The sequence below is a fragment of the Tabrizicola sp. genome (assembly GCF_022842145.1).
Lineage (GTDB): Bacteria > Pseudomonadota > Alphaproteobacteria > Rhodobacterales > Rhodobacteraceae > Tabrizicola.
This window is the reverse complement of the sequence record NZ_JALHQD010000001.1, coordinates 766,362-780,181: the sequence shown is the minus strand read 5'-3', so window position 1 is coordinate 780,181 and position 13,820 is coordinate 766,362. Positions and strand designations below refer to the sequence as shown.

15 protein-coding genes are annotated in these 13,820 nt (G+C 65.1%); 7 read left to right on the top strand and 8 right to left on the bottom strand.

From position 1 onward, the window contains the following. Positions 1-82 precede the first annotated feature (82 nt). Genes Q0C42_RS03985 through Q0C42_RS03975 form a run of 3 tightly spaced genes read left to right on the top strand, consistent with a single transcriptional unit; the run spans position 83 to position 2,522 of the window. On the top strand, positions 83-256 hold the full coding sequence (locus Q0C42_RS03985; RefSeq protein ID WP_295072277.1) for a NepR family anti-sigma factor: 174 nt from the start codon (positions 83-85) through the stop codon (positions 254-256). Beyond that, positions 253-831, top strand: a complete 579-nt coding sequence (locus Q0C42_RS03980; protein ID WP_295072275.1) for an RNA polymerase sigma factor — start codon at positions 253-255, stop codon at positions 829-831. Before Q0C42_RS03985 ends, Q0C42_RS03980 begins: the two co-directional genes overlap by 4 nt. Continuing rightward, the gene (locus Q0C42_RS03975) at positions 828-2,522 is read left to right on the top strand and encodes a histidine kinase dimerization/phosphoacceptor domain -containing protein (RefSeq protein WP_295072272.1); all 1,695 of its coding nucleotides are present in this window, start codon (positions 828-830) and stop codon (positions 2,520-2,522) included. Before Q0C42_RS03980 ends, Q0C42_RS03975 begins: the two co-directional genes overlap by 4 nt. A 45-nt stretch (positions 2,523-2,567) precedes the next feature. Here Q0C42_RS03975 and Q0C42_RS03970 read toward each other — a convergent pair whose 3' ends face one another. Genes Q0C42_RS03970 through Q0C42_RS03960 form a run of 3 tightly spaced genes read right to left on the bottom strand, consistent with a single transcriptional unit; the run spans position 2,568 to position 4,550 of the window. Further along, positions 2,568-3,470, bottom strand: coding sequence for a DUF3618 domain-containing protein (locus Q0C42_RS03970; RefSeq protein ID WP_295072269.1), 903 nt, complete (start codon positions 3,468-3,470; stop codon positions 2,568-2,570). Continuing rightward, a complete protein-coding gene (locus Q0C42_RS03965; RefSeq protein ID WP_295072266.1) occupies positions 3,463-3,882 on the bottom strand; it encodes a phage holin family protein in 420 nt (139 codons plus the stop codon). Before Q0C42_RS03965 ends, Q0C42_RS03970 begins: the two co-directional genes overlap by 8 nt. Continuing rightward, positions 3,882-4,550, bottom strand: coding sequence for a hypothetical protein (locus Q0C42_RS03960; RefSeq protein WP_295072264.1), 669 nt, complete (start codon positions 4,548-4,550; stop codon positions 3,882-3,884). Before Q0C42_RS03960 ends, Q0C42_RS03965 begins: the two co-directional genes overlap by 1 nt. Before the next feature lie 272 nt (positions 4,551-4,822). On the opposite strand from Q0C42_RS03960, the gene Q0C42_RS03955 reads away from it, so the two are divergent. Then, positions 4,823-4,984 (top strand): DUF1328 domain-containing protein, encoded by a 162-nt coding sequence (locus Q0C42_RS03955; protein ID WP_295072261.1) that lies wholly within the window; start codon positions 4,823-4,825, stop codon positions 4,982-4,984. Between the two features lie 190 nt (positions 4,985-5,174). On the opposite strand, the gene Q0C42_RS03950 is transcribed toward Q0C42_RS03955, so the two are convergent. Then, positions 5,175-5,660, bottom strand: a complete 486-nt coding sequence (locus Q0C42_RS03950; protein ID WP_295072258.1) for a hypothetical protein — start codon at positions 5,658-5,660, stop codon at positions 5,175-5,177. A 141-nt stretch (positions 5,661-5,801) separates the two neighbouring features. Between Q0C42_RS03950 and Q0C42_RS03945 the strand changes: the two genes are divergently transcribed. Continuing rightward, a complete protein-coding gene (locus Q0C42_RS03945; protein ID WP_295072255.1) occupies positions 5,802-7,655 on the top strand; it encodes an AI-2E family transporter in 1,854 nt (617 codons plus the stop codon). A gap of 1 nt (position 7,656) precedes the next feature. Here Q0C42_RS03945 and Q0C42_RS03940 read toward each other — a convergent pair whose 3' ends face one another. The 4 genes from Q0C42_RS03940 to Q0C42_RS03925 all read right to left on the bottom strand — a co-directional run bounded on the left by Q0C42_RS03940 (position 7,657) and on the right by Q0C42_RS03925 (position 12,022). Continuing rightward, positions 7,657-8,175, bottom strand: a complete 519-nt coding sequence (locus tag Q0C42_RS03940) for a pyridoxamine 5'-phosphate oxidase family protein (protein WP_295072252.1) — start codon at positions 8,173-8,175, stop codon at positions 7,657-7,659. A gap of 65 nt (positions 8,176-8,240) precedes the next feature. Continuing rightward, positions 8,241-10,283 (bottom strand): glycogen debranching protein GlgX, encoded by a 2,043-nt coding sequence (gene glgX / locus Q0C42_RS03935; RefSeq protein WP_295072250.1) that lies wholly within the window; start codon positions 10,281-10,283, stop codon positions 8,241-8,243. Further along, positions 10,280-11,491, bottom strand: coding sequence for a glucose-1-phosphate adenylyltransferase family protein (locus tag Q0C42_RS03930; protein ID WP_295072246.1), 1,212 nt, complete (start codon positions 11,489-11,491; stop codon positions 10,280-10,282). Before Q0C42_RS03930 ends, glgX begins: the two co-directional genes overlap by 4 nt. Positions 11,492-11,593: 102 nt before the next feature. After that, the gene (locus Q0C42_RS03925; RefSeq protein WP_295072243.1) at positions 11,594-12,022 is read right to left on the bottom strand and encodes an FxsA family protein; all 429 of its coding nucleotides are present in this window, start codon (positions 12,020-12,022) and stop codon (positions 11,594-11,596) included. 105 nt (positions 12,023-12,127) lie between these two features. Between Q0C42_RS03925 and Q0C42_RS03920 the strand changes: the two genes are divergently transcribed. Then, a complete protein-coding gene (locus Q0C42_RS03920; RefSeq protein WP_295072240.1) occupies positions 12,128-12,787 on the top strand; it encodes a Tim44/TimA family putative adaptor protein in 660 nt (219 codons plus the stop codon). 10 nt (positions 12,788-12,797) lie between these two features. Continuing rightward, a complete protein-coding gene (locus Q0C42_RS03915; protein WP_295072237.1) occupies positions 12,798-13,820 on the top strand; it encodes a murein transglycosylase A in 1,023 nt (340 codons plus the stop codon).

Genomic DNA, 13,820 nt, shown 5'->3' with positions numbered 1-13,820 from the left:
AGAAATTTCTCAGAGTCCGTGCTATTTTGGAACCTGGAACGCTTAGGCGCGTTGGTGGCGCAGAATCTGGGAATGGAACGTCATGAAGAAGGAAAAGGACGAGGATGTGCCAAAAAAGCAGGCTATCCGGACGCAGATCGATGAGAACCTGCGGCGGGTCTACACGGCCACATTGAACGAGGAACTGCCGGATCGGTTCCGCGATCTTCTCGAGCAACTGAAGATCAAGGGCGTGGACAAGGGCGGGACAGAATGACCGCAACCATACGGACGACCCACGCGGATCCTAGGGATCGGCTTGCTGGGGCTATTCCGAAACTGCGCGCTTTCGCCATCAGTCTGGCGCGCGATGCGACCTTTGCAGACGACCTGGTGCAGGACACGATCCTGAAAGCCTGGTCCAACATTGAAAAATTTGACCCCGCCACGAACCTTGACGCGTGGCTTTTCACGATTCTGCGCAACACCTTCTATTCATCGCTACGCAAAAGCCGCCGCGAGGTGCAGGACAGCGATGGCATCCATGCCGCGACCCTGTCCGTCAAGCCTGCCCACGACGGACATATGGCGATGCAGGAATTCCAGCGCGCCTTCGACAAGCTTAGCCCGGAACACCGCGAAGTCCTTATTCTGGTGGGCGCGTCGGGCTTTTCCTGCGAAGAAGCTGCCGAGATGATGGGCGTCGCGATCGGCACGGTGAAAAGTCGTGCTAGTCGCGCAAGGAAGCGTCTGGCAGAGATGCTACATCTGGAAGACGGAGAGGACATGTTTGCCGGAACCGACGGTGCAACCCAGGCAGTCGTGATGCGCTCGGCTGCAGCTGGATTTTGATCCGCAGAATCAAAGCGCTTCTGTCCTTCAGCAGCCTAGGCGTCCGCCTTGGCTCTACCATCATTCTCGCGCTGATGCCGCTTGGGGTGCTGTCGGTCGTCCAGACGCGTGAGGCTTTGGAACAGGTGGATGCCTCGACGCTCAAGGGCATTGGTGGCGCCGCCCTCCAGGCCGTGCGCGATCAGGTCGAGGTCATAAAGGAAGCGCAGGTATCGGCGCGGGTGCTGGCGACGGTCCTGTCCCGACCCTTCACCGGCGGCCCCTCCTGCATGGAACAGGTGTCGGCCATCAAGCGCGAGATCGCCCAGGCCACCGTGGTCGCCTACGTCCCGACCAGCGGCCTTCTGACCTGTTCGTCGAATGGCAAGGTTTACGACCTGTCCCAGGATCCCCGCTTTCAAGCTGTCATGAAGGTCCCCGCCCCCGGCCTTGGCTATGAGCCCAACGGAGAGCTTTCCCAGCAGGCAATCGTGATGGTCCGGCATCCGGTCTTTGGCGGCGACGGCAGCCTGTCCGGCTTTGTCGCGATATCTCTGGCCTATAATGCGGTTGCGCCCGGCGCGTACTCCGACAGCATCGCGATGTGGAGTCCGTCCTACCTTGCGACCTTGACGGCCGAGGGCAAGGTGCTGGTGTCCTCGGACCCCGAGGTGCCGCTGGAAGCGGCGATACCCGATGGCCGGTCCATTGCCGATCTTACCACGGCGGACTCTGCCCGCTTCGTCGAAGGACCGGACGGGCGCAATATTCTCTCGGTGGTTTCGGTCGCGCGCGACCTCTACGTCGTTTCGGTCTGGCGGCCGGACAGCGCCAGCTTCTGGACCAACGTCGCCGTCCCCTATCTGATGCCGGTGCTGACCTGGGTCGCCGCCCTGGTCGCCGCCGCCTTTGCCTCCAATCGCCTTGTCGTCCGCCACGTTCGCGCGCTGTCGCGGTCCATGACCGACTACGTCTCCTTCCGCCAACGGCTGCGCATTCCCGACATGGCGGACTCCCCGGCCGAGATCCAGCGCCTGCATGCCGCCTATGAAGGCATGATCCGCACCATCGAGCAGGAAGAGGCGGAACTGCAGAACCTGGTCGTCGACAAGGATCTTCTGATCCGCGAAGTCACCCACCGCAGTGGCAACAGCCTGCAGATCATCGCCTCGATCATGCGGATGTATCGGCGCGAGGCGTCGGACCAGAAGCTGCGCTCGGTGCTGGACGGCCTGATCAACCGGGTCATCGCGCTGTCGTCCACCCATACCAGCCTGTACACCCTGTCGGGGCAGCGCGACGTGTCGGTGGACGTCATTCTGTCCAATGTCATCAAGCGGTTGAAGGAAATCCACGGTGTCGCGCTGGGCGTGGCCACCAAGCAGCTGCAACCTGTCCGGATCGATGCCGAGGCCGCCGTGCCTCTGGCGCTCGCCTTGGCCGAGGCGGTCGGCTGCTACTTCTCGCGCGGGGGGTTGGGGCAGGACGAGGTCTCGGTCACGCTAAGCGAGACCGATGGCGCCATCCATCTCTGCGTGCGGGGACCCGAAGTCGCCGAGTTGCAACCCCACCTGACGCAAGGCCTGGTTTCATTGCCCCAAAGGATGCTCAAGCAGTTCGCGGCGCAGTTGTCGGGAACGGTCACCATCCGGCTGGAGGGCGGTCGCGCCGCGGTCGACCTTGTCTTCCCGCGACGCAGTCGACCGCAATGAAGAACCGGCCCGCATCGGGGCCGGTTCATTCATTTCAATCATGGTTCAGTGGTGCCGAACCACTGTCCGCTGGTCCGCCGGCGTGAACATCGACGCGGCGTGTTGCACGTCACTCTTCAGCGCCGAGCCAAGGGTCTGCGCCAGTTCGCTGGCCCGCATCGCCTCGGTCTTCGCGGCGGTGAACGCCTCGTCCAGCAAAGCGTCGCGCGCCTCGCCCATCAACCGGTCTTCGGTCTCGGTCGGCGGGAACAGGAAGGCCAGCCCGGCGCCCGCGGCGGCAAGCACCGCACCGGTCAGCAGAGGATGCTCCTCGACCTGCTGGCGGCCCTTCTCGGCGACAGCAATCCGGCCCAGATAGATCCGCTCGCGTGCCTGAAGCGCCTGTTCGCGGGCTACCCCGGTCATGGTTTCCAGGCCCCTGCCCAAGGCGTCGCGCGTCTCGACCGCAAGGGCCGACACCACTTCCGCCCGGTGCTTGGCAAGTTGCGCTGCCGGGGCAAGCCCCCGCCGCGCAGCATCGTCAATCTGCCGCAGCATCTGCTTGGCGCTGTAGCGCAACCCGCGTGCATGCTTCAGCCAGTCTTCTTCGGGGTCGACCGGATCGTCCGCTGGCGGCCCGCCTTCGCCTTCCCACCGGGTTAGCGCCTCAAACCGCGTGCCCGGCGTGACCGGCACCACCACGGGCGAGTGGTTGTCGCTCAGCGCCCGGCGCCCGAAGATCAGCGCCGCCAAAGCGACGCCCGCCGCTGCCGCAGCCATCGGATGCGAACGCACCGCGCCATCCACCCGCGACACCAGGGGCGAGGCGTGCGACATCAGCGCCTCCTTGCCCTCGGCGATCAGGGTCGACGGGCTTAGCCGATGGCGAAGCGCCACCAGCGTTTCCGCCAGAGCCTGACGTTCGCGTTCCAGCGACTGTTCGATCTCGTGCATCTTTTGTTCAGACATGTGTTGCTCCCGTCTCGTTCAGACCGGCTTGCACCGCTTGTGCGTCACGCCGAAGACCGCGCATCGCCCGGTCGGGCATCACGCCGCGAAGCCGCAGGGCCGACTTTCCCGCCAGTGCAAGGATGACGGCCAGTACGCACAAGGCGATACCGACGATCACCGCCGCCCAGGCCGGGCCAAGCCCCGTCGCCGCCAGGGCGGCAACCGCCGCCCCGGCCAGTACGTTCAGGCCGACCAAAGCGATGATCGCCGCGACGACCATCTTGATCAGGCCACCGACGGCAGCCTTGACGCCCTCGGTCGCTTCGGCCTTGGCCAGCATCAGTTCGCCCCGAACGAGGCGCCCCATGCCACCGATCACCTCGGAGAGCAGCGTCCGCATGCCCTCCGTTTCATGGTCAGCGCCGCGCATCAGACCCGCGGTCCCTGGCCGTAATCGTTGTCACGCTCGGCCAGATGGCGCTTGCTCGACGACCGGATGAACCGCGCCGCGGCAAAGCCGACCACTGCCGCGGCGGCCATGAAAGCCCCCGGATGGCGCTTGGCCAGCGTCTTCACATCAGCCGTCAGCTCGGAGACCGACCGCTGGCGCAGCGCGTCAGAAGCCGAGGTCAGTCCGTGGGCGACCGAAGTCAGCACCCGCGATTTCAGCGCATCGCTGTCGCCGTCCTCGGAGGCGCGTTCCAGCGTTGCCGCCAGCCGCTGACCGACATCCGACAGGCTTTCGCGTGCCATGTCGGCCTTCTCGACCGCAACATCCTTGACCGCCGACAGGGTCGAGCCGGCACCGGAGACGATCGCCTCCTTGGTGTCCTGCGCCATGTCCTGGGCCTTGCCCATGATCCCGCCGATGCGCGAACGGCCTTCGTCCATCGCGTCGGATGCCGAGTCTTTCAGGGACGTTGCCGTGTCACGCACCGCATCGCCCATGTCGTCCATCTTGGCCTTCGCGGTTCCGGCCGCACCTTCGGCCGCGCGCATCGCGGCCATGCCGGCGTCCTGCACCTTGGTGCCGAGATCCCCGTTCGATCCGGACTGCATCTGGTTCCGGTTCGAGGTGTCCTTGTCACTCGCGTTCATCGCAATTCTCCTGAAATCCGTATTGGAAGCTTTGGGCCGCCGCTGCGTCGCCGCGCGGCCAATGTGGGGATACAAGTCCCAAATGGCCGATCCGGTTCCCGTAGGCGTTGCCCAAGGTTTTCCGCGCAAGCGGACCCCAACCTATGTGGCGCATTTCGCGCGTTCCGGAATTCTTGCTTGGACAAGGGAACCGATCCCGCCGGTCGGGTGTTCCTTCGCCGATACGACGTTATGCCCCCCCAAGGGCGCTTTGAAATGCAAGGAGAAAACCCATGCTAGGTTGGGCTGTTACTTTCCTGATCATCGCGATCATCGCCGGCGTCCTTGGCTTCGGCGGCATCGCTGGCACTTCGGCCGGGATCGCTCAGATCCTGTTCGTGATCTTCATCATCCTGTTCGTCATCTCGCTCGTGCGCGGAATGATGACCAGGTGACCACCGACCCCTGAGGAAGCGGTCCTTCCCTGCCGCCTTCCCATACTGGGCTGCGATGACCTCGCAGCCCTTTTTTTGTCGCTCTAGGGAAGTTCAAGCTTGTCTCTCGTGGGCAAGGATGCTGCCAATCGGTGTGCGAGGTGACACCGGGCATCGGGATGGGATTGGCTCGCGCTCTCACTCAACCGTTTCAGGCCACGGCTTGAACGGGCCTCCGGTCGCAGATCCGCAGCTCTGTCGAGATTCCGTCCAGGTCCAGCGTCCCACCGATCCGCTTGAGAAACTCGACCATCGAGCCCACGGCCTGGCCGTCTTCCAGGATCAGGTCGATCCGCGCATCGCGACGACGACGCAAGGCAGGGCGGAAAGTCAGCACGGCGCACATCAGCGAAAACACGGCCTCGCTTTCTGCGCCATCGGCCGCAAGGATCAGCCGGTCGACGCCACCAGCCGCCTGCAACGTTGCGTTCAACGCGCTCAGCGACGCGCTTTGGCGGAAATCGGTCCAGATCATCTGCGCGCCGGGCAGTGCAAGCTCGGCGAGGGTCATTTGGACCAGCGACCGTCCGGCCACGAAGATCACCGCGTCCGCGTCCAGCGCCAAGGTTTCGCGCGGCAGATTCAGAACCGCGTCATTGATCAGAATAACCTGCTGCCCGCTCGTCACTGACGCCATCTCCAATCTCCTCACCCGATACAAAGCCGCAACGCCCAAACGCCCGTGAAGTTCCCGAAGCGGTTCCAACTGCGACGCCGGCCGGCAGGGAACCACCATACTGCTTGAACGTTGCTTCCCGCGGTTCATACGAGGGACAGAATGGCAAAGACCGATGACACCGCGATGACCAGACAGGATCGCCCCGATCTCTGGACCGAAACCGGCAATTCGATCGTGTCGCTGACCACGTTGGCCACCATCATTGCGGTCTGCGCCATCCTGTACGTCGCCCAGGACCTGTTTCTGCCCTTGGCTCTGGGGATGCTCTTTGCCTTCATCCTGACGCCCGTGGTCAACTATCTGCGCCGCTGGGGCCTCCGTGATACTGCCGCCGTGATCCTCACCGTTCTGTCGGCCGGCGCGCTGGTGGCCGCTTTCGTCCTGGTCCTGGCCTACCAGCTCAGCCAGATCGGCATGAACCTGCCAAAGTATCAGGGCAACGTTCTGACCAAGGTCGATACGCTGCTTTCTGCCGGGGCGGACAGTCGGGTCATCGCGCACCTGCAGGGCCTGGTCGAACGGATCTCGGACCGGATCGCCGCTGACCCCTCTACCTCGGATCCGACCATGAAGGTCGAGGTCGTCGACCAGCCGGGTGTTCGCGAGTGGCTGACCGACGTCATCCTTCCTGCGCTTGCCCCCGTGGGCATCTTCGGCCTGATCTTCGTAGTCGTCATCTTCGCCCTCCTGGAACGCGCGACCCTGCGGGACCGTCTCGTGCAGCTGATCGGGGGGTCCAACATCCTTGCCACCTCGCGCCTTCTGGCCGAGGCGGGGGGCCGCGTGTCGACCTATCTTCTGGCGCAGCTTGTCGTGAACGTCATCTACGCCATTCCGATCGGCCTTGGCCTGTGGATCATCGGGGTGCCGAACGCGCTGTTCTTCGGCCTGGTCACCCTTGTCCTGCGCTTTGTGCCCTACATCGGCTCGGCGATCTCGGCGATCCTGCCCTTGCTGATGGCCTTCGCCGTCTCTCCGGACTGGTCGCTGGTCCTCTGGACCGGCGCGCTGTTCCTGGTGGTCGAATTCGTCACCTCGAACATCATCGAACCCTGGTTCTACGGCCACCGCACCGGCGTCTCGCCGCTGGCCGTGATCGTCTCGGCGATGTTCTGGACCTGGCTCTGGGGGCCGATGGGGCTGATCATCGCCACGCCCCTGACCGTCTGCATGGTGGTGATCGGTCACCACGTTCCCAGCCTGCGGCTTTTTCCGATCATGTTCGGCGACAAGCCCGTGCTGGCCGATTCCGCGCGGCTTTACGACCGTCTTCTCGCTGGTCGCATTTTCGAGTTCACCGACGCCGCCACCACCTCGACCTCGAAGCATTACCTCGCCGACTATTATGACAAGACGGCGATCCCGGCTTTGGCGCTCGCGCAGGCCGACCATTCCGCCGGCCTTCTGTCGGACTTCCAGACCCAGCGCATCGCCAATGCCGCCTGGACCCTGACCGAGGAACTGGAATCGGTGATCGAGGAAGAACTGGCGCTTGCGGTCGAAGCTCCGGAAACCAAGACCGACGGCGAACCGCCGCTGTCCCTGGTCTCGAATGGCGTTCTGGACGGTCTTGGTCGCAACATCGCGGTGATGGGTGCGCTGACCCGTCTGGACGAGGCGGCGGCCCGGATGATCGCCCAGGCGCTGCGGGCTGAAGGGGCCTCTGCGGTCAATCTGCCGCCTCGCGCCTCGCTTCCGCGGCTGCTTGGCGATTTCACCCCGGAAACCATCCTGGTGGTGTCGCTGGACTCTGCCCACCGGGCGGCTGTCGATCTGCAGATCCGCCTGCTACGGCGGCGGCTGCCGGGCGTGAAGGTCGGTCTAGCCCTGTGGGCCGATCCCTCTGAAACGAAACCCGCCCCGCCCGGAAAGGGCGCGGCGGATTTCGCTGTCGCCAGCATGGAAGAGCTCTTTGCCCAAGCCTTCGACAAACAGGCCGTCGTGGCTGCCTAGGTTATAGCTCGACCTCGCCGCGGGAGCCAACGTCGGGAGACTTGCCCTTTACGGCGCCCACGACGATCTCGGCGATCCCGCGCAGGATGCCCGGTCCGTCCCAGACATCGGCGTGGCCCGGATCGATCACCAGCGCCACGACATCATGCGCCTCGGGGCCGCGCGGCCAGAAAATCTCGGCGCCCGGATTCCACAGGTCCTTGACCAGGCCCTTGTCCGGATCGACCATCGCCTGCCCGATCAGCGCAACATGGTCGCCCCGGCCCTGATACCCAAGGAAGACCGAGCCATCGACGCGGATGTCCCGCGCGGCAGAGCTGTCGCTTTCGGTAAGGATGTAGATCACACCTTTTTCCGGCGTGGGGATTGTCGACATCGGCCGTCCACGCAGGCCTTCGGCGCTGCGCGTGACAAGCATGGCGATGTCGATCGCCTTCAGCATTTCCCAGACCCGTTCGGCCGGGATGGGCTGGATGTTAGGCGGATTTTGCGTGTTGTCGTGGTCGCTGACGAGAGCCATTACCGTTCTCCGTTGGAAGACTGCGTTACCAATCCCAACGCCCGGCTCCTCGCGCGGGTTCCGGTCTAACCGGCGACCTCTTCCCAAACCGACACGGTCTGCCACCCGACCTGGACTTCGCCCGTCTCCACCCTGTCGGCCACGATGGGATCGTGCGCGGTATCCAGCTGGCGCCGCCACGACCCGTCCGGCAAGATGAAGGTCGCATCGTGTCCAGCGTTCAGCACGATCAGAAGATCCGCCTCTGTCCGGTGATAACGCAGCCCAAGCGGCCCCTCTTGATCCCAGTCACCGTCACCCATCTCGCCCGAGGCGTGATGCCAGCTGATCGCGGGGCCATCGCCTTCCCCGACGGCGCGGGCAAAGCGTGCATCCCCCAACGAGACCTTCTTGCGGAACGCCATCAGCGTCGCCACCGCATCGACCAACCGCGCGTCGGCGGCTTCCCAGTGCAGCCAGGAAATCTCGCTGTCCTGCGCGTAGGTGTTGTTGTTGCCGCCCTGGCTTTGCCCGAACTCGTCCCCCGCCAGGATCATCGGCACGCCCTGCGACAGCATGACCGTCGCCAGCATCGCCTTCGACCGGCGGTGCCGCGCCTCAAGGATGCCGGGATCATTTGTCTGCCCCTCGGCGCCAAGGTTGTGGCTCAGGTTATGGTCGTGGCCGTCGCGATTGTCTTCGCCGTTGGCCTCATTGTGCTTGCCGTCGTAGCTGACCACATCGCGCAGGGTGAAACCGTCATGCGCCGCGAGGAAGTTGATCGACGACGTCGCCGGACGCTGCGAATGGTCGAACTGGATCGGAGACCCCAGCAAACGCTGCGCCAGATCGCCCTTCATCCCCGGATCGCGGCGCCAGAAAGCCCGCATGTCGTCGCGCGCCTTGTCGTTCCATTCGCGGAACGGGAACGGGAAGCCGCCGACCTGATACCCGCCCTCGCCGATGTCCCAGGGCTCGGCGATCAGCTTGACCTGCGCCAGCACCGGGTCCTGCCGGATTGCCGCGAAGAACGACCCCTCGCGCTCGAACCCCTTTGCCTCGCGCCCCAGGGTCGACGCCAGGTCGAAGCGGAAGCCGTCCACATGCATCACCTGCACCCAGTAGCGCAGGGAATCGATCACCATCCGCAGCACCATCGGATGCGCCACGTTCAGCGTATTGCCGCAGCCGGTCGTGTCGAAACAGTGCCGCTTGTCCTCGGCCAGAAGGTAGTACGAAGCATTGTCGATCCCCCGGAACGACAGCGTCGGCCCCAGCTCCGAGCCCTCCGCCGTGTGGTTGTAGACCACGTCCAGGATCACCTCGATCCCCGCCTTGTGCAGCTTCTGCACAACCTGTCTCACCTCGTTCGCGCGGCCCGTCTTCAGATAGGCCCGGTGCGGGGCGAAGAAGGACAAGGTGTTGTATCCCCAATAATTCTTCAGCCCCTTGTCCAGCAGGAACTGGTCATGCAGGAAGCCGTGCATCGGCAAAAGCTCCACCGCCGTCACGCCGATCCGCTGCAGATGTTTGATCATCGGGTCCGAGGCCAGACCGCAAAGCGACCCGCGATCGTTCTCCGGCACCTCCGGATGGCGCATCGTGGCACCCTTCGGATGCACCTCCCAGATCAGCGTCTCTTCCCAGCGGTGGCGCAGCGCCTCATCGGCGTTCCAGTCGAACGCGGGGTCCGCCACCACAGCCTTCGGCACGAAAGGGGCCGAGTCGCGGTCGTCCCGCGTCAGATCATCGCCATTGTGCCCGAAGACGGCCGGGTCCCAGGTCAGCTCGCCGCGCAGTTCTCGCGCGTAGGGGTCAAGAAGCAGTTTCGCCGGATTGAACCGATGCCCTTCCTCAGGCGCCCAGGGTCCGTGGACCCGGTAGCCATAGACCTGTCCCGGCCCGACGCCCGGCAGATAGCCGAACCAGATCCCGCCATGCATGGCGGGCAGGTCCAGCCGCGCCACCTCGACCTTGCCCTCGGTGTCGTAAAGGCACAGCTCGACCCGGGTGGCATTCTCCGAAAACAGGGCGAAGTTGGTGCCTTCACCATCCGAGACCGCCCCCATCGTATCGGGGCGGCCTTTGGTTGCATCGAAAGCGGGCGTCATCGAGGAATCGTGGATCATTGGGCGCCCTGCACCTTGCGGGGCAGGGTCGGTCCGCCGTGGAACAGGGAAAACACCGGCGTCCGCAACGCGCCCCGGCGCGCAAGCATCGCCGAGCTGACAAGCGTCGTGTCGCCCGAAACCCGGAACCAGCGCCCGTCCTCTTCAGGGTCATCGCCGATATGCATCCCATGTGGAATGACCGTGTTCGGCCCCACGATGACATTGGTCAACCGCACCCCCGGCGAGACGCGGGCACCCGGCATCAGGACCGACCGGTCCAGGGCCGTCCAACGGTCGGGATTGCCACTGCCCACCATCGGCGACATCAGTCGCAGCCCGCCCAGATTGACGCTGGAGGTGAAGGCATCGCGCGGGAGCGTTGCCGCCTGCATCCGGACCTTCATGCCGGGGACCAAAGGCCTGCGGCACGGCGGCGGGCCATCCTCGAAGTCCAGCCAGCTTTGGCGCAACCCGTCCAGGGTGCCGACGTCGCGCCAATAGCCGTCCCAGCGCCAGACAGCCGCTTCGCCGCTGTGCACTGCCAGCGGGATCACATCCTCGCCAAAGTCCAGCACGTTCGGGTCCGCCAGCACGTCGCGCAGCCAGGCCCAGTCCACCACGTAGATCCCCAGCGACGCCAGCGAGTGCTGCGGGTCGCCAAAGATCGCCGCCGGTTGGTCGGGCTTCTCTGCAAATCCCGCAATCCGGTGGCCCGGTCCCTCGGTCACGATGCCGAAACGGCCTGCATCTTCACGCAGGACGGGCATCGCCGCCAAGGTCAGCGGTGCGCCGGACTCCCGGTGGGCGTCGATGAAGCCGCGGTAGTCCATCGAATAGACATGGTCCGCCGCAACGACCAGCACTTCACGCGTGCCCAGGGCATCCAGCTCGGCGGCATTGGCCCGCAGCACATCCGCCGTGCCGCGATAGCTGCCCGCCCCGGCCTGCACACCGTCGCGCAGCATCAACGCGCCCTCGGGCCAGACCGGGCCCCACACCTCGCGCAGATGGGAGGTCAGGCTTTCCGGCCGATACTGCGTGCCGACCATCACCCGCGGCACCCCGGACCGCGCAAGTGCCGCCATCGTGAAGTCCACTATCCGGTGAAACCGTGCGAAGGGCAGCACCGGCTTGCAGTCCCGCGAAGTCAGCTCGTGCAGGCGTGTCCCGCGACCCCCGGCCAGGACGATCGCGACAGTATCGGTGAGTTCGGGGGTGACGGTCACGGCAACCTCGCTTCAGTTCGGGGGAGGGGTCTGGATGTAACAGCCCAACGCCCCCGCGCCCCCGCGGTTCCCTTGTCATTCCAGTGGTTAGCGGTTCCCGGATCAGTTCAGCCGGTCGTCGTTTGGCCGGTGTTCATAGACGTCGTCGTCGCGTGTGGCGCCGCGCCGGACGACCATCACGCCGCGCATCCGCTGCGCCATCTGCCGGATGATCAGACCCCGCACCGGAGGCAGCAGAAGGATCAGTCCCAGCGTGTCCGTCAGGAAACCGGGCAGGATCAGCAGCACTGCCGCCACCCCCAGAAGCGCCTTGTGCGCGATGGGGGACAGGGGGTCATGCAGCCCCTGCTGCAAGCCTTCGCGCAGACCTCGCCGACCCGACAGCGCCAGCCCCTTCAGCATCAGCACGCCCAAGACCCCGGTCAGCAGGACCCAGGCCAGCGTCAGCCAAAGCCCCAACTCCGCCCCCAGCGTGACGAACAGCGCGATCTCTACCAGCGGCAGAGCCAACACACCCAGCAAGACCCACATCGCATTCTCCGTCCGCGTTCTTCGGTCGCATGGTAGACTTCGCCGCGACCCCACCCTACATAAGGGCGAGCCCAACGGTTTTAAACGGAAAGTCCGAGGTTACTCATGAACGGATCCCTGATCCAACTCCTGGTCCTAGCCGGGATCGCGATCTTCCTGATTTTGAAGCTCCGTTCCGTCCTCGGCACACGCGACGGATTTGAAAAGCCGCCGATCCCGCTGGACGAGGTGCGCCCCCGTGTCCGCCGCGACTTCGAGGTCATCGAAGGCGGCCCCGACCGCGACATCATCGACCACGCCCCCGAAGGTTCGGATGCCGCCAAGGCCCTCGCCGAGATGAAGAAGGCCGAGCCTTCCTTCGTCGTCGGTCCCTTCCTGCAAGGCGCGCGCGGGGCCTACGAGATGATCCTGATGGCCTTTGAAAAGGGCGAGCTGGACCGTATCCGCCCCTTCCTGTCCGACGACGTCGAGGCCAGCTTCGCCGAAGCCATCGCCGGGCGTGAAGCGCAAGGGCTGACCGTCGAAGCCAGCTTCCTTGGCATCAAGGAGCTTGTGCTTCACGACGCCACCTTCGCGCCGGAAACCCGCTTCGCGGAAATCACCGTCCGCTTTGTCGGCGAACAGAACTACGTCGTGCGCAACAAGGCCGGCGAGATCGTCGAAGGCACTCCGCGTGAAGTCAGGAAGTCCCGCGACATCTGGACCTTCGCCCGCCAGATGGGGTCCGACGACCCGAACTGGCAGCTGGTCGCGACCGGCGACTGATGCGGCCGGGATGCGCCGTGCGCTCCACCTCTGCACCCTCACGGCGGCCTTGATGGCCGCCGTTCCCGTTTCCGCCGAAGTCCTTGATTTCGAAGCGTTGGACGGCTGGCGCGACGACAGCCACCTCGCCGCACTTGAAAGCTTCCTCACCACCTGCGACCTGATCGACAAGCCCGACTGGCAGCCGATCTGCGCCGTCGCCGCCGATGTCCCGAAGGACGACGCCTCGGCCCGCAGCTTCTTCGAGCTGTTCTTCAAGCCCGTGGTCGTCGGCAATCCCCCCGCCCTCTTCACCGGCTATTTCGAGCCCGAACTCGAAGGCTCCCCCACCCGCACCGGCCGCTTCCGCTTTCCGCTTTACGCCCGCCCCCCCGAGCTGCGCGAAGGCGCGGTCTACCACTCGCGCCAGGCGATCGAGAACGGCGCCATCGCCGGCCGCGGGCTCGAGATCGCCTGGCTGGATGACGCCGTCGACGTCTACTTCCTCCAGGTCCAAGGCTCCGGCCGCATCCGGATGACGGACGGCTCCGTGGTGCGCGTCGGCTATGCGGGCAAGAACGGCCACGCCTACCGCTCTGTCGGGCAGGAAATGGTCCGCCGCGGCAGCCATTCCATCGATCAGGTCTCCGCCCCGGAAATCGCCAACTACGTCCGCTCCAACCCCACCGCCGGGCAGGAACTCCTTTATACCAACCCCTCCTACGTCTTCTTCCGCAAGATCGGCACCCTACGGCCCGAGGACGGCCCAATCGGCGCGATGGGGCGCTCGATCACCACACTGCGCTCGATCGCCATCGACCCGAAGTTCACGCAACTCGGCGCGCCGGTCTGGATCGAAAAGGACGGCCGCCGCCCGATCCGCAGCCTGATGATTGCCCAGGACACCGGCGGCGCGATCAAGGGGATGCAGCGCGCCGACATCTTCTACGGCACCGGCGCCGACGCGGGCGATGCTGCGGGCACGGTCAAGGACCCCGGCCGCATGGTCCTCCTTCTGCCCATCGACCGTGCCTTCGCGATGCTTGAAGACTGA